13 protein-coding genes are annotated in these 17,282 nt (G+C 71.7%); 6 read left to right on the top strand and 7 right to left on the bottom strand.

Features of this window, described 5'->3' with window-relative positions; translation table 11 throughout:
- Positions 1 to 91: 91 nt before the first annotated feature.
- Entirely contained in the window at positions 92 to 835 is a 744-nt protein-coding gene (locus tag ACFZBT_RS21325) for a response regulator (protein WP_391105664.1), read from the bottom strand.
- A gap of 238 nt (positions 836 to 1,073) precedes the next feature.
- Between ACFZBT_RS21325 and ACFZBT_RS21320 the strand changes: the two genes are divergently transcribed.
- From ACFZBT_RS21320 to ACFZBT_RS21310, 3 genes are read left to right on the top strand one after another with little or no spacing between them, the layout of a single operon-like run.
- On the top strand, positions 1,074 to 2,057 hold the full coding sequence (locus ACFZBT_RS21320; protein WP_391105682.1) for a tripartite tricarboxylate transporter substrate-binding protein: 984 nt from the start codon (positions 1,074 to 1,076) through the stop codon (positions 2,055 to 2,057).
- Positions 2,054 to 2,593, top strand: a complete 540-nt coding sequence (locus ACFZBT_RS21315; RefSeq protein WP_391105662.1) for a tripartite tricarboxylate transporter TctB family protein — start codon at positions 2,054 to 2,056, stop codon at positions 2,591 to 2,593. The genes ACFZBT_RS21320 and ACFZBT_RS21315 overlap by 4 nt, the downstream gene beginning before the upstream one ends.
- 1 nt (position 2,594) lies before the next feature.
- Positions 2,595 to 4,088 (top strand): tripartite tricarboxylate transporter permease, encoded by a 1,494-nt coding sequence (locus ACFZBT_RS21310; protein ID WP_391105660.1) that lies wholly within the window; start codon positions 2,595 to 2,597, stop codon positions 4,086 to 4,088.
- 55 nt (positions 4,089 to 4,143) lie between these two features.
- Here ACFZBT_RS21310 and ACFZBT_RS21305 read toward each other — a convergent pair whose 3' ends face one another.
- The 5 genes from ACFZBT_RS21305 to ACFZBT_RS21285 are packed head-to-tail and all read right to left on the bottom strand — an operon-like array spanning position 4,144 to position 10,615.
- Entirely contained in the window at positions 4,144 to 6,063 is a 1,920-nt protein-coding gene (locus ACFZBT_RS21305; protein ID WP_391105658.1) for a DUF2264 domain-containing protein, read from the bottom strand.
- 22 nt (positions 6,064 to 6,085) lie between these two features.
- Positions 6,086 to 7,141 carry a substrate-binding domain-containing protein gene (locus ACFZBT_RS21300; protein WP_391105680.1) on the bottom strand — a complete coding sequence of 352 codons (1,056 nt, stop codon included), beginning with the start codon at positions 7,139 to 7,141 and terminating at the stop codon, positions 6,086 to 6,088.
- Between the two features lie 42 nt (positions 7,142 to 7,183).
- Positions 7,184 to 8,833 carry an extracellular solute-binding protein gene (locus ACFZBT_RS21295; protein WP_391105656.1) on the bottom strand — a complete coding sequence of 550 codons (1,650 nt, stop codon included), beginning with the start codon at positions 8,831 to 8,833 and terminating at the stop codon, positions 7,184 to 7,186.
- A 43-nt stretch (positions 8,834 to 8,876) separates the two neighbouring features.
- Entirely contained in the window at positions 8,877 to 9,764 is an 888-nt protein-coding gene (locus tag ACFZBT_RS21290; RefSeq protein WP_391105654.1) for an ABC transporter permease subunit, read from the bottom strand.
- The gene (locus tag ACFZBT_RS21285) at positions 9,761 to 10,615 is read right to left on the bottom strand and encodes an ABC transporter permease subunit (RefSeq protein ID WP_391105678.1); all 855 of its coding nucleotides are present in this window, start codon (positions 10,613 to 10,615) and stop codon (positions 9,761 to 9,763) included. Before ACFZBT_RS21285 ends, ACFZBT_RS21290 begins: the two co-directional genes overlap by 4 nt.
- A gap of 285 nt (positions 10,616 to 10,900) precedes the next feature.
- Between ACFZBT_RS21285 and ACFZBT_RS21280 the strand changes: the two genes are divergently transcribed.
- The 3 genes from ACFZBT_RS21280 to ACFZBT_RS21270 all read left to right on the top strand — a co-directional run bounded on the left by ACFZBT_RS21280 (position 10,901) and on the right by ACFZBT_RS21270 (position 15,060).
- Entirely contained in the window at positions 10,901 to 12,010 is a 1,110-nt protein-coding gene (locus ACFZBT_RS21280) for a GDSL-type esterase/lipase family protein (RefSeq protein ID WP_391105652.1), read from the top strand.
- Between the two features lie 50 nt (positions 12,011 to 12,060).
- Positions 12,061 to 13,695: a cellulase family glycosylhydrolase gene (locus ACFZBT_RS21275; RefSeq protein WP_391105650.1), complete on the top strand. Its 1,635-nt coding sequence runs from the start codon at positions 12,061 to 12,063 to the stop codon at positions 13,693 to 13,695.
- Between the two features lie 216 nt (positions 13,696 to 13,911).
- A complete protein-coding gene (locus tag ACFZBT_RS21270; protein ID WP_391105648.1) occupies positions 13,912 to 15,060 on the top strand; it encodes an acyltransferase family protein in 1,149 nt (382 codons plus the stop codon).
- A gap of 15 nt (positions 15,061 to 15,075) precedes the next feature.
- Here the strand turns inward: ACFZBT_RS21270 and ACFZBT_RS21265 are convergent, their stop codons facing one another.
- Positions 15,076 to 17,181, bottom strand: a complete 2,106-nt coding sequence (locus ACFZBT_RS21265; protein WP_391105676.1) for an alpha-galactosidase — start codon at positions 17,179 to 17,181, stop codon at positions 15,076 to 15,078.
- Between the last annotated feature and the right edge of the window lie 101 nt (positions 17,182 to 17,282).

Raw genomic sequence — 17,282 nt, 5'->3', positions numbered from 1 at the left:
CCCGGTGAACGTCTCCACCCACACCGGCTCAGCCCTCAACACCCCACCCATACAGGCAAGATGCCCGCCACCAAGCCTTCTGCAACACCCTTTAGGCGCGCACTTCACCACCCCGCCGCAACCCGGTGGGCAGGTCGCGGAAGCGATAGCGGCGTTCCGGCCTGCCCGCCACGCCGTAGCGGAGGGAGACCTCGACCCGGCCGACGGTGTGGAAGTGCTCCAGGTAGCGACGGGCGCTGACGCGGGAGACGCCGGTCAGGGCGGCGCACTCGGTGGCGGACAGGGTGCCGTCCGCCGCGCGCAGGGCCCGCTCGACCAGCTCGGCGGTCTCCACGCTCATGCCTTTGGGCAGGGCGGCGGAGCCCGAGGCCGGCCCGGCCGCTCCGGCCAGGACGCGGTCGACGTCGGCCTGGCTGCGCACGACGGTGCCGAGCAGCCGGCCGCGCCGGTCCGCGTAGCGCTCCAGCCGGACGCGCAGGTCCTCGGACTCGAAGGGCTTGAGGAGGTAGTCGACGACACCGTGCCGGACGGCGCCGCGTACCGTCTCGGCCTCGCGGGCGGCACTGACGACCATGACATCGCAGTCGTGCCCGGCGGTGCGCAGCCGGGGGATGACGTCGAGTCCGAAGATGTCGGGGAGATGGAGGTCGAGCAGCACCAGGTCGGGGCGCAGCTCGTCGACGGCGGTGACGGCCTGCTCCCCCGTGCCCGCGACGCCGACGACGCGGAACGGCTCGACGCGCTCGACGTAGGCGCGGTGGACCTTGGCCACCATGAAGTCGTCGTCGACCACGAGGACGTCGATGGTTCCGGACGTCCCGGGCTCGCTGGTCATCGGGTCCGCTCCTTCCGCGCCGGGGCCGCCCATCATCGCCGCCACCTGCGGCGAAGGAAAGGGATATGCACCGACGAGGGTCCGCACCCCGCTGTCCCGGCGACCACAAAGTCCAAAACCTCCGTTGGTTCCGCAAGAGAGACAGCAGGGCAGGGTCCGGGCACCATGTGGCCCACATCACCCCTCCCCACAGGACCTTTACCTACCCGCATCGACGTACCGACAGGTGGTGGCACTCGTGCGCCTGCGCACTCCCCTCGCCCTGCTCGGGGCCGCCGTGCTCGTGCTCGTCGGACCGCCGCTGCTGACCACCGGCAGCGGCACCGAGACCGGCACACAGATCCCTGGCCTGCGTTTCATGGTCCCCAACACGCCCGGCGGCGGCTACGACATCACGGCCCGCACGGCCGCGAAGAACGCCGAGGACGCCGGACTGACCCACAACATCGAGGTGTTCAACCTGCCCGGAGCCGGCGGCACCGTGGGCCTCAGCCGGCTGGTGAGCGAACACGGCAACGGCAAGCTCGCCATGTCCATGGGCCTCGGGGTCGTGGGTGCCGTCCGTTCCAACGACGCGCCGAAAACGCTCGGCGACACCACGCCGATCGCCCGGCTCACCGAGGAGCAGGACGTCGTGGTCGTCGCCAAGGACTCCCCGTACAAGACGATCGACGACCTGATCGGCGCCTGGAAGGAGAACCCCGGCAAGCTCCCGGTGGGCGGCGGGTCCTCCCCCGGCGGGCCGGACCACCTCGCGCCGATGCTGATGGCGCGGGCCGCCGGGATCCCGCCGAAGCAGGTGAACTACATCCCCTTCGACGGCGGCGGCGAACTCCTCGCCTCCATCCTCGGCAACAAGGTCGCCTTCGGTGTCTCCGGCGTCGGCGAGTACCTGGACCAGATCAAGGCGGGCGAGCTGCGCCTCCTCGCGGTCACCGGCCCGGAGCGGGTCGAGGGGCTCGACGGGCCGACGCTCAAGGAGTCCGGGTATGACGTGAGCTTCACCAACTGGCGCGGCATCGTAGCCCCGCCCGGCCTGAACGAAGGGGAGCGCGCCAAGCTCGTGAAGCTGGTCGAGGAACTCCACGCCTCCGAGGAGTGGCGCAAGTCCATGAAGCAGAACGGCTGGGACGACGCCTTCCTCACCGGTGACAGGTTCGGCGCGTTCCTCGACGCCGAGGACAAGCGCGTGGTTTCGGTGCTGAAGGAGCTGGGACTGTGACGACGCAGACCGACATTCCCCCCGCCGAGACCGGCGGCGAACGGCGCTCGTGGCTGCGCGAGCACTCCGAACTCGGCGTGTGCGCGCTGCTGCTGGCGCTGGGCGTGCTCGTCCTGACCGACGCGCTCACCATGGACGTGGACATCGCCCAGCGCGGCCCGGTCGGCCCGAAGACCGTCCCGATCGTGGTCGGCGCGGGGCTGCTGGTGATCGCCGCGCTGCTCGCCGTGGACGTGCTGCGCGGCGGCCGGGGGCAGGCCGAGACCGGCGAGGACGTCGACCTGTCCGAACCCGCCGACTGGCGCACGGTGCTGCTGCTCGCCGGGGTGTTCCTGGGCGCGGCCGTCATCATCGAGCCGCTCGGCTTCCCCGTCGCGGGCGCGCTGCTCTTCTGGGGCGCGGCGTTCGCGCTCGGCAGCCGCAGGATCGACCGCGATCCGCTCATCGCGGCCGGGCTGTCCCTCGTGACCTATGTCGTGTTCAACAATCTGCTCGGAGTGCCCCTGCCCGGCGGTCCGCTGATGGGAGTGCTGTGACATGGATGCCTTCAACTCCCTTCTGGACGGCTTCGGTACGGCTCTCACGCCGATCAACCTCCTGTGGGCCGTCATCGGTGTGCTGCTCGGCACGGCGATCGGCGTCCTGCCGGGCATCGGCCCGGCGATGGCGGTCGCGCTGCTGCTGCCGGTGACGTACGGGCTCGACCCGATCGGCGCGTTCATCATGTTCGCCGGCATCTACTACGGCGCGATGTTCGGAGGTTCGACCACCTCCATCCTGCTCAACACGCCCGGTGAGAGCGCGGCGGTGGTGGCGGCCATGGAGGGCAACCCCATGGCCAAGTCCGGGCGCGGCGCCCAGGCCCTCGCGGCGGCGGCCGTAGGGCACTTCGCGGGCGGTCTGATCGGCACGCTCCTGCTGGTGGCGCTGGCGCCGACGGTGGCGAAACTGGCCGTGGACATCGGTGCGCCGGACTACTTCGCCATCATGGTGCTGGCGTTCATCGCGGTGACGTCGGTGCTGGGCTCGTCCCGCATCCGTGGCCTCGCCTCCCTGCTCATCGGCCTCACCCTGGGCCTGGTGGGCCTGGACCAGATGACCGGCCAGCAGCGCCTGACCTTCGGTTCGCTCCAACTGGCCGACGGTATCGACGTGGTGATCGTCGCGGTCGGTCTCTTCGCGATCGGCGAGGCCCTGTGGGTCGCCGCCCATCTGCGGCGCCGGCCGCCGGAGCCGATCCCGGTGGGCCGGCCGTGGCTGGGGCGCGGGGATGTCAACCGGACCTGGAAGTCGTGGCTGCGCGGCCCCTTCATCGGCTTCCCGTTCGGCGCGATCCCGGCGGGCGGCGCCGAGATCCCCACCTTCCTGTCGTACGTGACGGAGAAGCGCCTGTCCAAGCACAAGGACGAGTGGGGCAAGGGCGCCATCGAGGGCGTCGCGGGGCCCGAGTCGGCGGCGTCCGCCTCGGCGGCGGGCACCCTGGTGTCGATGCTGACCCTGGGCCTGCCCACCACGGCGGTCGCGGCCGTCATGCTGGCCGCCTTCCAGCAGTACGGCATCCAGCCCGGCCCGCTGCTCTTCGAGCGCGAGCCCGACCTGGTCTGGGGCCTGATCGCGTCCCTCTTCGTCGGCATGGTGCTGCTTCTGGCCCTCAACCTGCCGCTGGCGCCGGTGTGGGCGAAGCTGCTGCGCATTCCGCGGCCGTACCTCTACGCCGGGATCATGTTCTTCGCGGCGGTCGGCGCGTACGCGGTCGGCGGTGAGGTGATCGACCTGGTGATCCTGCTGATCATCGGCCTGATCGGCTTCGGCATGCGCCGCTACGGCCTGCCCGTGCTGCCCGCCGTCATCGGCGTCATCCTCGGCCCGAACGCCGAGCAGCAGTTGCGGCGGGCCCTGCAGATCAGTGACGGCAGCGTGACGGGCCTGGTCAACACGCCGTTCGCGGTGACCGTGTACGCGGTGATCCTGGTGCTGCTGGCCTGGCCGCTGCTGAAGAAGGCGGTGACACGCGGGCGCGTGGAGGCCTGACACGCTCGTTCCCGAGGGGGCGCGGCTCACCCGAGCCGCGCCCCCGCGGCCTGTCCTAGGGCACCGACTCCCGAGCGCCGTCGGGAAACCGGATCTCCACGGACCCGTCGGCGGCGGCCCGTGCCCGGGCCCCGGTGACCGGTACACGCGGATCGGCGCCGAGCACGACCAGGGTCACCAGGAGCCACGTCCCGCCGGGGTGGGACGGCAGCGTCAACTGCGGCGTCGCCGAGTGGTGCCCGTACGCGTTCCAGCCCTCGGCCGCGACGACCGTCCCCGCGTCGTCGCTCCAGCCGTGCAGTGCGACCAGCGCGCTGGTCAGGCCGTCCGCGCGCCGGGCCAGTGCCCAGCCGGAGCCGGTCCGGGCGGTCGGCGGCGCGGTGTCGTCTGCGACCGCCCAGCCGCCCTCGCGCACCGGCGTGCCCGGCGGGGCGTCGACGCGGTGCACCCGGACCTCCCAGGGGCCGTGCACCACGCTGACCGTCTCGATGCGGTGCCCCCCGTCGCTGCCCGGGAGGAGGGCCCGGTGCCAGGAGGCGGCACGAGCGCCCTCGGCGCCGAGGGGGTGGATACGGCCGCGCGGGGTCGGCGTGCCGTCGGGGGCGAGCAGGGCGATGTGGTTGTCGGGGCCCGTGGTCGGGGCCGGAGGGGTCTCCGGGGCCGTGGCGCTGGAGTAGGCGAACCGGGCGTAGTGCGGGCTGTCGTCGCCCGTCGCCGGCGAGGGCGGGAGGCGGTCGCTGCCGTGGTTGACGAGCCGTACGACCCCGTCGGCGGCGGTGGAGTGGAGCAGCCAGCCGGGCGCCGGTAGCGCGAGGCGTACGTCGGCCGTCTCGACCGGGCCCGGTTCCTCGGGCGCGGTCCACACGGGGTGGTCGGCGGGCAGGAGCAGGCCGAGGAATGCCTTGCTCGCCCAGTAGGGGGAGGCCGGGCCCGAGTACCGTTGGACGGCCGGTGGGAAGGGGCCGTACCAGCCGGGCGTGAGCAGTCCCCGCTCGTCGGGCACGCCCCGCTCGGCGAAGTGCCGGAGAGCCCCCGAGGCGAGGCGGCGGGTGCGCCCCGGCGGCAGTGGGGTGGCGTCGGCGAGGGCGCCCGCCCACAGGGGTGCGGTCGTGGCGAACCGGTAGGTGAGGGAACGGCCTTGGTGGACCGGGGCGCCGTCAGCGCCGAAGAAGTGCTGGTGGGCGTGGAGGAACGTGCGCAGGCGGGTCCGGTGCTCCGCCACCAGGCCCGGGTCGGCGCGGGGTCCGGCGATCCGCGCCCACAGGACCGGATAGAGGTGCAGGGCCCAGGCGTTGTAGTAGTCGAACTTGCGGCCGTCGCCGTCGGTGTACCAGCCGTCGCCCCGGTACCAGTCCTCCAGGCGTGCCAGCCCGGCGTCGATCTCGCGGCGGCTGTGCGGGGCGCCGACGGAGGCGAGGAACTCCTCGGTGATGACCTGGAACAGCCGCCAGTTGGAGTCGTTGACGACGGCTCCGACGAAGCCGCCCAGCCAGTCGGCGATCCGCTGCCGTACGCGGTCGTCGAGCCGGTCCCAGATCCACGGGCGGGTCTCGTGCAGGGCGATCGCGAGGGACGCGGCCTCGACCATGGGCTGGCCCCGGTCGGTGATGGGCGGCCAGCGGTCGGGGCCGCGCGGGTCGGTTCCGGCGGCGAGCCCGGCCGCGTACCGGTCGATGAGTCCCGGCTGGTGTCCGCCCGAGCCGGCGATACGGAACGCGGCCAGCAGAAAGGAGCGGGCGAAGCCCTCCAGACCGTCCGACCAGGGCCCGGAGTGGCTGGGGGGCCCGGGGAGCCGGTACTGGGCCAGGCCCGGGGAGGCGTAGGGCAGCAGGGCGTCCAGGAGGCGGTCGGCGATCGCCTCCCAGTGGGCGCGGGTCCAGCCGGTGAGGGGCGAGGCCGAGGGGTCGGGAGGCGGCAGATGGGGAAGGTGGGGGAGGTGCGTCGGGCCGGGGAGCGACACGTGCGGCGCGCTCATGCGGGTGTGGTTCCTCCGTTGGTCACAGGGCACGCCCGGGCGGGGGCGCGCCGACGCTGTCGCGGACGACGATGTGGGTGCCGAGCAGATGGTGGGCCCCGGCCGCGTGCTCGGGGTCGCGCAGCGCGATGCGCACCGCGGCGCGGCCGAGTTCCTCGGCGGGGGTGCGGACGGTGGTGAGCGGCGGGTTGAAGTCCTCGGCGAGAGGGATGTCGTTGTAGCCGACGACGGAGATGTCGCCGGGGACGCTCAGCCCGGTGTCGGCGATCGCGCGCAGGGCACCGGCGGCGACCATGTCGTCCCCGGCGAAGACGGCAGTGAACTCCCTTGTTCGCTTGAGGAGTTCGGTCATCGCGCGGTGCCCGGCGGCACGGCCGAGTCCGCAGTCGACGACGTGTGCGGCCTCGGGCGGCAGCCCGTGCTCGGCGAGGGCGGTCCGGTAGCCGGCGACACGGGCGTCGAGGGCGGTGTTGCCGGGCAGTCCGCCGAGGAAGACGATCCGGCGGTGCCCGGCCGAGAGCAGATGGGAGGTGACGGCGCGGGCCCCGGCCTCGTTGTCGAACTCGACGACGAGCGCGGGGATCTCCGGGTCGGGCGCGGGCCGGCCGCAGAGCACGAGCCGGGCCCCGGAGGAGTCCAGGGCGTGGGCGTAGTGGGCGACTCGCTCGCGGTAGGCGTCGTCCTCGACGACCCCGCCGACCAGGATCACCAGCCGGGCGCCCTCCTCCCGCATGAGCCGCACGAACTCCATCTCGCGCTGGGCGTCCCCGCCGGTGGCGCCGACCACGCAGAGCCAGCCGCGGTCGGCGGCCTCCGCCTCCACGCCCTCGGCGACCTGGGCGTAGAAGGGGCTGGTGACCTGGCGGACCACGACGGCGGCCATCTTGCGGCCGCCGCCGACCAGGGCTCGGGCGTGCGCGTTGGCCACGTAGTCGAGGTCGCGGGCCGCGCGCAGGACCCGGGCCCGGGTCGCGGCGGGCACCGGGTGGTTGCCGCTGAGCGCCCGGGAGGCGGTGGCCGTCGACACGCCCGCCCGCTCGGCGACCTCGCGGATCGTGACCCGCCCCTTGGACACCAGTCGTTCCCCATCCCCCGCGTCTCCTCTTCCGCCCACCGCTGTTCAGGTGTTGGCCGCGTAGTCCTTCGCGTATTCCTCGGCCATTCTGTCGCCGCCCCGGCTCCGCCACTTCTTCACCGTCGCGTCCCACTCGGACAGTGGCAGCCGCCCGGCGATGATCCCGGTGGCGGTGTCGTCGAGGAGGGTCTGGAGGGTGGCGCCCTGGGCATTGTGCGTCGCGGACTGCAGCCCGAACGAGGCGTTGCGGACGGCGTGCGGCACGACCTTCCGCTGCCAGGTGTGCAGGGCGCGTACGGCGTCGGGCATACCGGGCACGAACAGCACCTGGGGGCCTTCGGCGAGGTACTTCAGCGGCAGGTTGGTGTTGTTCTCCACCTCACCGAGCTTGGTGTACTCGGGCGAGCCGTCCTCGGCGCGGGTGAAGTGGACGCCCTCGACGCCGTAGTGGGTGAGCTCCCACTCCACGCTCCCGAAGGGTGCAGCGAGGTAGTCGAGGATACGCAGCAGCAGTTCGACGCGCTCCTTCTCGGCCTGCTTCAGGACCGTGTAACCGAAGGAGCGGCGGGCGGCGACGATACCGCCGGGCTCGCCGCCGACGCTGTACGGGAGAGCGGCGGCCGGGCTCATCTTGCCCTTGGACTCACGGTACTTGGGCAGGTAGGCGCCGAATCCGTCCTGCATGGAGCCGACGGTGCCGTTGTAGTAGAGGGTCGTCAGGTCGATCTGCGAGATGGACGTGGCGTCGGGGTGGTAGGAGCCGTTCTCGCGCAGCTGTGCCCGGAAGGCGATCGACGCCTTGTAGCGTTCGTCGGCCGCCGCCGGGAGGAAGGTCCCGTTCCCGGTGACGGCCCAGCTCTGGGGCGCGTTGTGAGCGGCGGAGTGGTAGCCGTTGCCGAACCCTGACTGGGCGGCGGCGCCCAGCATGTATGTCTTCCCGCGGGTGCCCCGCCGTGCCACGGCGGTGAAGTCCTCGGCCGTCCAGCCCTCCTTCATGCCCGCCTCGGCGAACATGTCCTGGTTGACCCACAGGGTCGAGCCGGGCAGCGGGCGCTCCAGTGGGATGCCGAAGATCCGTCCGCCGATGCGGCCCATGTCGCGCCAGGCGTGGGTGGGGATGTTGGCGAGGTTCGGGTAGTCGGCGATCGCGTCGCCGGACAGGTACGGCGTGAGGTCCTGGGCGCGGCGCTGCACGAACTGCGCCTCGCGGGGCAGGGTGAAGCCGGAGAACATGTTGATGATGTCGGGCAGGGCGTCGGCGTCGCCGGCCATGACCGTCGCCATCTTCTTCTGGTAGTCGGCCTGGGAGATGATCGTGTACTCGATCTTCACGCCGAGGGCCTTCTCCACGGCCGCCCAGAACCGGTTCGCCGAGGCGGGCTTGGGCGGTGTGCCGAACGAGACGGTCATGACGCGGACGGTGGAGCCGTCGCCCGGGGTGCGGGAGACCGACTTGGCCAGGTCGGAGGGGTAGGAGGTGTATCCGGCCTGGACGCCCTCCTCGGTGGGCGCGAGGTCGGGCTTCGGGCCGGTGGCGGGACGGTGGGCGGGCCAGGGGGCGAGCTTCTTCCCGGAGTTGGAGACGTCGCCGTCGCCGGACCCCGAGGAGCAGGCGGTCAGCAGACCGGGGACGGAGACGGCGGCGCCGCCCGCGGCCATGGAGCGCAGGAGCGTGCGTCGGGACATGCGGGACATGGGTGAATCACCTCGTGTCGGCTTGTGTCAGCTCTTGCTCGAGTCAGCTCTTGATGGCGCCGGTGAGCACGCCCTTGGTGAAGTACTTCTGCAGGAACGGGTAGACGAGCAGGATCGGCACGGTGGCGATCACGAGCACCGCCATCTGCACGGTCTGAGGAGCGGTGACGGTCGCCTCGCCGGTCGTCGCGTCGGTGAGTCCGGCCCCGGCCACCACATAGGTGCGCAGCACCTGCTGGAGCGGCCAGTGGTCGCTCTCCAGGTACAGCGAGGCGTAGAACCAGGAGTTCCAGTAGGCGACGGCGTAGAACAGGCCGACGACGGCGAGAGCTGCCTTGGACAGCGGCAGCACCACCGACACCAGCACCCGCCAGTCCCCCGCCCCGTCCAGCCGGGCCGCCTCGTACAGCTCCTCGGGTATCGACTGGAAGAAGCCACGCAGCACGACCAGGTTGAACACGTTGACCAGGACGGGCAGCACGAGCGAGGCGTACGAGTCGAGCAGGCCGAGTTCCTTGACGAGCAGGAAGCTCGGGATCATGCCGGGCGGGAAGAGGAACGTGAACAGCACCAGCAGCAGGACGGGCTTGCCGCCGAAGACCCCGGGGCGGGACAGCGCGTAGGCCAGGGTCACCGTGCAGGCGAGGCTGAGCAGGGTGCCCACGATCGTCACCCCGGCACTCACACCGAGGGCGTGGGTGACGATGCCGCCGTCGAAGATGTCGCGGTAGGCGTCGAACGTGGGCTCGCTGGGCCACAGCACCCAGCCGCCGTTGTCGACGACCTCCTGGGTGGAGGCCAGGGACGTCGACACGATCACCAGGAAGGGCACGCACACCAGCAGCACGACCGTGGCCAGGGCGAGTGCCTTGGCGGTCTGGGTGAGCGGCCGGGGCTTCTCCATCCAGCCGGGCCGGGCGGACGCGCTCATCGGTAGACCCCCTGTTCGCCGAGGCGGTGGGCGGCCTTGTTGGCCGCGTAGACGAGCAGGGCGCCGACGAGCCCCTTGAACAGGCCCGCGGCCGCCGCGAAGCCGTAGTCGCCGCCGACGATGCCCTGGTAGTAGACGAAGGTGTCGATGACCTCGGCGGTCTCAGGCCCGACCGCGTCGCGTTGCAGCAGCATCTGCTCGAAGCCGACGGAGAGGATGTCGCCGAGCCGCATGATGAGCAGCAGCACCACGACCGGGCGGATGGCGGGCAGGGTGACGTGCCAGAAGCGCCGCCACGGTCCGGCGCCGTCGATCGCGGCCGCCTCGTACTGCTGCTCGTCGACCTGGGCGAGCGCGGCGAGGAAGATGATCGTGCCCCAGCCGGCGTCCTTCCAGATGACCTGGGCGACGACGAGCGGCTGGAACGCGTCCGGGTTGCCGATGATGTCGACGGTGTGCAGACCGGCGCCGTTCAGGCCGCTGTTGAGCAGGCCGGTGTCCCCGAGCACCTGCTGGAACAGCGCGACGACGATCACCCATGAGATGAAGTGCGGCAGATACGCCACCGACTGCACGAACCGGCGCACCGAGCTCCAGGTGAGGGTGTGCAGCAGCAGGGCGAGACCGAGCGGCACCGGGAAGTAGAAAACGAGCTGGAGGACGGCGATCCAGAGGGTGTTGAGGACCGAGTCCCAGAACGCCGCGTCCTCGAACATGCGCTGGAAGTTGCCGAGTCCCACCCAGGGGCTGCCCAGGAGGCCGTCGAACGGCACGTACTCCTTGAACGCGATGACGTTGCCGGCGAGGGCGCCGTAGTGGAACAGCAGGAAGTAGGCGACTCCGGGCAGCATGAGCAGGAACAACGTCCGGCTCTGAAAACGTTTAAGCCTGTGCTGCGTCCCGCCTGAATCACGAGGAGAAGGACTATCCCCCTTGGCACCTGCTCGTTCCCGTAAGGCAGTTGCCACGGATCCCCCTCACCTCGGCGTGTCCGGTGAAGAAAATTAAAACGCTTTCACAGCACGGTCAACACTTCTGACAGAGCCGTGACTTCACCCATTCCCTCTTGACGCGTCACCGACAAAATGGCTTGATGTGATGGGAGCGCTCCCACCTCACCCAGGGAAGGGACCACCATGCGCGGAACCGCCCACTCGTCCCCGCACTTACGGATCGTCACGGTTCTCGGCCTCCTGGCCACCCTGCTCCTCCCCCTCAACCTGACCGTCGCACCCCGCGCGACGGCCGCCCCGGCCGCGGAACCCGTCCGTGTGATGCCGCTCGGCGACTCGATCACCGGCTCGCCCGGCTGCTGGCGGGCGGTGTTGTGGAACCGGCTCGTGAACAGCGGACACCAGGACATCGACTTCGTCGGCACCCTCCCCACGCAGGGCTGCGGACAGGCGCACGACGGCGACAACGAGGGCCACGGCGGGGAGTTGGTGACGAACGTCGCCGACCAGAACCTGCTGCCGGGAAGGCTTGCCGCCACTCGTCCGGACATCGTTGTCATGCACTTCGGCACGAACGACGTCTGGAGCGGCATCGCCCCCGACCGCATCCTCGCCGCCTACACCAAGCTCGTGACGCAGATGCGGGCCTCCGATCCGGACATGCGGATCCTCGTGGCACAGCTCATCCCGATGAACCCGGGCAGCTGCCCGGCCTGCGCGCAGCGCGTCGTCGACTTCAACGCGGCGATTCCCGCCTGGGCCAGGGCGACCAACACCGACCGCTCCCCGGTCACCGTGGTCGACCAGTGGACGGGCTTCAGCACAGCCGTCGACACCTACGACGGCGTGCACCCCAACGCCTCCGGCGACGACAAGATCGCCGCCCGCTGGTACCCGGCCCTGGCTGCCGTCCTGGACGCGGGCGTCCCACAGGACCCGGGCGACCCCGGTGGCCCCGGCGAGGAACCCGGGGCCTGCACCGCGCGCCTCCGGGCCGTCTCCTCCTGGCAGGGCGGCTATCAGGGCGAGGTGACGGTGACGAACGCGTCCGCCTCCGCCGCCTCGGGCTGGACCGCGACCGTCGTACCGGCCGGCGGCGCGCGTCTCACCCAGGTCTGGAACGGCACCCACACGACGGCCTCCGACGGCACGGCCACCGTCACGAACGCGGCGTGGAACGGCGCGCTGGCCCCCGGCGCGAGCGCCACGTTCGGCTTCATTGCCACCTCCCCGGCAACTGCGGGGACCCCGGCGGCGACCGTCACATGCACGGCGAAGACCCCGGCCGCCTGACACCCGGCGCGGGCCCGACTCTCCGTCAACTCCTCCTCTCTGGAGCCGCTATGAGATCTCGTACCGCATCCGTCCCGCGAGTGGCCAAAGTGGCCGCCGCCCTCCTGGGACTCCTGCTCTCCTTACTCTCCTTCAGCACACCGGCACAGGCGGCCGCCGCCACCGGCCTCCGCATCGAGAACGGCCGTCTCGTGGAAGCCTCCGGGAACGACTTCGTGATGCGCGGCGTCAACCACGCCCACACCTGGTACCCGGGTGAGACGCAGTCGCTGGCCGACGTCAAGTCGCTGGGTGCCAACACCGTCCGCGTCGTCCTCTCCGACGGCCACCGCTGGACCAAGAACAGCGCGCAGGACGTGGCGGGTGTCATCGAGCGGTGCAAGGCCAACCGGCTCATCTGCGTGCTGGAGGTGCACGACACCACCGGCTACGGAGAGGAGTCCGCGGCCGGGACCCTCGACCACGCGGCCGACTACTGGATCGGCCTGAAGGAGGTGCTCGCCGGTCAAGAGGACTACGTCATCATCAACATCGGCAACGAGCCCTGGGGCAACACCGATCCGGCAGGGTGGACCGATCCCACCATCGCCGCCGTCAAGAAGCTGCGCAACGCCGGATTCACGCACACGATCATGGTGGACGCGCCCAACTGGGGCCAGGACTGGCAAGGCGTGATGCGCGCCAACGCCAAGTCCGTCTACAGCGCCGACCCCACCGGCAACCTGATCTTCTCGATCCACATGTACAGCGTCTACGACACCGCCCAGGAGATCACCGACTATCTGAACGCCTTCGTCAACGCCAAACTCCCCATCCTCATCGGTGAGTTCGGAGGACCGGCCGACCAGTGGGGCGACCCTGACGAGGACACCATGATGGCCGTGGCCCAACAGCTGCGGCTCGGCTATCTGGCCTGGTCCTGGAGCGGCAACACCGACCCGATCCTCGACCTGGCGATCGAGTTCGACCGCAGCCGGCTCAGTTCCTGGGGCCAGCGCGTCTTCAACGGCGCCAACGGCATCGCCGCGACCTCGAAGGAAGCCACCGTCTACGCCTCGGGCGGCGGTGACACCACTCCCCCGACCACTCCCGGCACACCGACCGCCTCGGAGGTGACCTCGTCGTCCGTGAAGCTGGCCTGGGGCGCCGCCACCGACGCCACCGGAGTCACGGGCTACGACGTCGTCCGGGTCGGCGGCACGACCGAGACCACCGCCACCACCACGACGGGCACCTCCGCCACCGTCACCGGCCTCTCCCCGTCCACCTCCCACACCTTCGCCGTCTACGCCCGTGACGCAGCGGGCAACCGTTCGCCCCGCTCGGCCACAGTGACGGTCACGACCTCTCCCGGCGGCTCACCGTCGGCCTGCGGCGTCGGCTACCGGGTGACGAGCAGCTGGCCCGGCGGCTTCCAGGGCGAGATCGTCCTGCGCAACACCGGCACGTCGGCGATCAACGGCTGGACGCTGCGCTGGGCCTTCCCCGACAGCCAGCGCGTCACCAACCTCTGGGGCGGCACGGCGACGCAGAGCGGCTCCGAGGTCAGCGTCGCGGCGGCCTCGTACACGGCGGCGATCCCCGCGGCGGGCTCGGTCACGCTCGGCTTCACGGCGACCCGGTCGACGACGAACCCCAGTCCCACGGCGTTCACGCTGAACGGCGCCGCCTGCTCGGTGAGCTGACACGGCGCGCGCGACGGTACCGGCGCGCTTCCCGTCGCCCGGCGTGGCGGCACCGTCGCCCTGGTTGTGATCCATACGACATCGCGCGGGAAAGCGGTTTACGCCGCCCCGCAGCGGTGAGGCGGCGGGGATGTCTCACCGGCACCCCACCGCCGTAACTCCGGCAAGACGCGCCCGCACCCGTTCCGGTTCCCCTCTCCGTGTGCGGGAGGCGCGATGAGCGAGGACACCCTGCGCATGCGCGCCGTCGCGCCGGCCGGCAGTCGGGGGCGGAAGGAGGCGTCCGAGGCCACCGCCCCCGCGCAGGGGGCCGGGCAGCGGGACGCCTTCTTCGACAACGCCAAGTATCTGGCGATCGTGCTGGTCGCCATGGGGCACTCCTGGGAGCCGTTGCGGGACGGCAGCCGGGCGGCGAGCGCCCTGTACATGGTCGTGTACGCCTTCCACATGCCGGCGTTCATCATCATCTCCGGCTACTTCTCGCGCTCCTTCGACGCCGGCCCGGGGCGGATCAGGCGTCTGATCACCGGGCTGGCCGTTCCGTATGTCGTCTTCGAGACGGCGTACACCCTGTTCACCCGGTGGACCGACCAGGAGCCCGACCGGCCGATCAGCCTGCTGGACCCGCTCTATCTGACCTGGTTCCTGGCGGCGCTGTTCATCTGGCGGCTGACCACTCCGGTGTGGCGGCATGTGCGGTGGCCGCTGCCGGTCGCCCTCGTCATCGCGATGCTGGCGACGCTCTCGCCGAACGTCGGCAACGACCTCGATCTGCAGCGCACCCTGCAGTTCCTGCCGTACTTCGTCCTCGGTCTGTGCCTGAAGCCGGAGCACTTCCGGCTGGTGCGCCGCCGCAAGGTGCGCATCCTCGCGGTGCCGGTCTTCGCCGCCGCCCTGGCCGTGGCCTACTGGGCGGTGCCGCGGATGACCGGCGCCTGGTTCTACCACCGCGACAGCGCGGAGGAACTGGCCGCGCCCTCCTGGTCCGGGCCCGTCATGACCCTGGTGATCTTCGGCTGCTCCCTGGTCCTGGTGGCCTGCTTCCTCGCGTGGGTGCCCGGGCGCCGCGCCTGGTTCACGGTGCTGGGCGCGGGCACGCTGTACGGCTATCTGCTGCACGGTTTCGTCGCCCAGGGGTCCAAGTTCTGGGGCTGGTACGACCCGGCGTGGATCCACCGCCCCCTGGGCGAACTCGTCGTCACGGCCGTCGCGGCCGGCGTCGTCACCGCGCTGTGCACCCCGCCGGTACGGCGGCTGTTCCGCTGGGTGATGGAGCCCGACATGGCATGGGCGTTCCGCGGGGACGCCCGCGACCAGGCCCGGAAACGCAACGCCGTACACGAGCGGACCGCCGTACCCGAGTGACGGGCGGGGTCCTGCCTAGCCGTCCTGCGTGAGCCGGATCAGCAGCACCCCGGGCATGCGCGGCACCGACACCGTCAGACCGTCCCCGTCCCAGGTGGCCCGGCCGGCCTCCGGTGCGGCCGGGTGCAGGATGTCCGCGCGGACGGTCCGGCCCGCCAGATGCCGGAGGGGGACGCGGAGCTCGGCCGGTCCGCCCCGGCGCCAGACCGAGAGGTACGCCGTGCGGCCGCCGGGGACCCCGAGGCCCAGGGCCAGCCATTCGTCCGTCCAGCCGGGCAGGCCGAGCGGCCAGAAGGGCAGGGCCCGGGCGAGGTCGCCTCGAATCGACTTGTAGACCGCGACCGCGTCCCGTACGAGGGACAGTTGGTGTTCGGACATGCGGTTGAGGTGGCCCGAGAGGTGGATGCGGCCGAGCAGGGCGCCGCCCAGCGTCCAGGAGATCAGGTCGTCGTCGAATCCCGGCTGCGGGTAGGCCCAGACGGCGCCCTGCTCGGGCGGGACGGCGGTCGGCGCGGCGGCGGCGATGGGCGCGTAGCGCAGTGGGTCCTGCTGGTCGCTGGTGGACTGGATTTGGGCTACGGCCAGGGTGGCGCCGTCCATGCGCATGCCGCCCGAGGCGCAGTTCTCGACGACGAGGCCGGGGTGGCGGTCCAGGACGCAGGAGAGCCAGTCGAGGTACGCGTGGGCGTGGCCGAGGAGGCCCGCTCCCGGTGCGAGGTCGCCGGGCACCTGGGTGCCCGGGTCGACCACGACGTTGTAGTCCAGCTTGAGATAGCCCACGCCCCAGTCGCCGACGATCCGGTCGACCGTCTTGTCGAGGTGGGCGCGGGCGGCCGGATGCCGCAGGTCGAGCTGATGGCGGCCCTGTTCGGCCAGCCGCACCCCGTCGCGCTGGAAGAACGCCTCGGCGGGCAGCTCGTCCGCGACCGGGCTGCGCACCCCGACCACCTCCGGCTCCAGCCACAGCCCGGGCACCATGCCGCGCTCCCGGATCCGGTCCAGGACCGCCTGGATGCCGCCGTCGGGGAAGCGGCGCGCCGAGGGCTGCCAGGCGCCGACGCTGTCCCACCAGCCGCGGGTGTCGTCGTCGTACCAGCCCGAGTCGATGCAGAAGAACTCCGCGCCGGCGTCGGCGGCGGCGTCGATCAGCGGCAGCAGTTTGGCCGTGGTCGGGTCGCCCATGAGGGTGTTCATGTAGTCGTTGAAGACGACGGGGAGGGCGGTGTGGTCCGGGTGGGGGCGGCGGATCGCCCGGCGGTAGGAGGTCAGCGCGCCCATCGCGGCGTCGAGGCCGGAGCCGAGTGCGAGGGCCGCGGGCACGGTGGTGAACTCCTCACCGGGGGCGAGCCGGACCCGCCACTGGTGTTCCGCGTCCGTGGGGCCGTTCAGCGCCAGGTATGTACCGTGTGCGCGTTGGCCGACGTCCCAGCGCCAGCCGGCCGGGGACTCCACCTGCCACACCCAGGCCCGGCCGCCGTCCCGCTCGGTCAGCGCCCCCATGGCCAGATGGCCGTCGGTGGGCCAGCTGCCGCGCCCGGTGAGGGCGAGGGCGGCCCGGCTGTCGTGCTCGTGGACGTCCATGTTGATGTCGGCGACGGCGGCGCGCAGCGGCTCGGCGTACCAGCGGCACTCGGCGAGCCAGTCGTTGCGGGCCCGGTGGACGTCGAGGGCGTCCGGGGCGGGCAGGCCGCCGAGCAGCAGGCTGCTGACGGACTGGACGACCACGGGCTCCCGGCCGTCGTTGCGCAGCCGGACGCGGGAGCGCAGGACGGGCAGGCCGGTGGGTGACGTCAGCTCGGCGAACGCCGTCAGGCCGGTGCCCGGGTCGTGGAGTTCGACGGTCAGCCGGTCCCAGCCGTCGTGTCTGCCCGTGCGGTGGGCCCGGTAGGCGAGCCGTGCGCCGAAGGCCGTGCCCGTGAAGCGAGGGCCGGACCAGCCGCTGCCGTGACCGAGCGCGGTGAGGTCCACGAGCGGGAGCGCGGAGTCAGGAGCGGTCGCACGGTCGTCGTCGGGCCCGGCCAGTTCGACCAGGTTCAGAGTTTCGTCGGCGGCGACGGCGAACCGTGCCCGGAGGGCCTCATGTCCCCAAGTGAACTCGTCCTGATGCTGGTTGGAGGCCATGTGCGCCGCTTCCGCCGTGCCGGTCAAGGTGCTCCCCCTCCTGGCCCCGCCCCGTTCTCCGGGAGCGGCGGTCCGCGTGAATCCCTCGTTACGGTCTCTTG

The organism is Streptomyces sp. NPDC008137 (assembly GCF_042957035.1).
Classification (GTDB): Bacteria; Actinomycetota; Actinomycetes; order Streptomycetales; family Streptomycetaceae; genus Streptomyces.
The sequence above is the reverse complement of the archived record's forward strand: the minus strand, read 5'-3'. Positions and strand labels throughout refer to the sequence as shown.

Excerpts from the sequence above, each read along its gene's own strand:
- ACFZBT_RS21325 (WP_391105664.1), bottom strand. The coding sequence starts at position 835 with ATGACCAGCGAGCCCGGGACGTCCGGAACCATCGACGTCCTCGTGGTC.
- ACFZBT_RS21310 (WP_391105660.1), top strand. The coding sequence starts at position 2,595 with ATGGATGCCTTCAACTCCCTTCTGGACGGCTTCGGTACGGCTCTCACG.
- ACFZBT_RS21305 (WP_391105658.1), bottom strand. The coding sequence starts at position 6,063 with ATGAGCGCGCCGCACGTGTCGCTCCCCGGCCCGACGCACCTCCCCCAC.
- ACFZBT_RS21295 (WP_391105656.1), bottom strand. The coding sequence starts at position 8,833 with ATGTCCCGCATGTCCCGACGCACGCTCCTGCGCTCCATGGCCGCGGGC.
- ACFZBT_RS21290 (WP_391105654.1), bottom strand. The coding sequence starts at position 9,764 with ATGAGCGCGTCCGCCCGGCCCGGCTGGATGGAGAAGCCCCGGCCGCTC.
- ACFZBT_RS21285 (WP_391105678.1), bottom strand. The coding sequence starts at position 10,615 with ATGCTGCCCGGAGTCGCCTACTTCCTGCTGTTCCACTACGGCGCCCTC.
- ACFZBT_RS21280 (WP_391105652.1), top strand. The coding sequence starts at position 10,901 with ATGCGCGGAACCGCCCACTCGTCCCCGCACTTACGGATCGTCACGGTT.
- ACFZBT_RS21275 (WP_391105650.1), top strand. The coding sequence starts at position 12,061 with ATGAGATCTCGTACCGCATCCGTCCCGCGAGTGGCCAAAGTGGCCGCC.
- ACFZBT_RS21270 (WP_391105648.1), top strand. The coding sequence starts at position 13,912 with ATGAGCGAGGACACCCTGCGCATGCGCGCCGTCGCGCCGGCCGGCAGT.
- ACFZBT_RS21265 (WP_391105676.1), bottom strand. The coding sequence starts at position 17,181 with ATGGCCTCCAACCAGCATCAGGACGAGTTCACTTGGGGACATGAGGCC.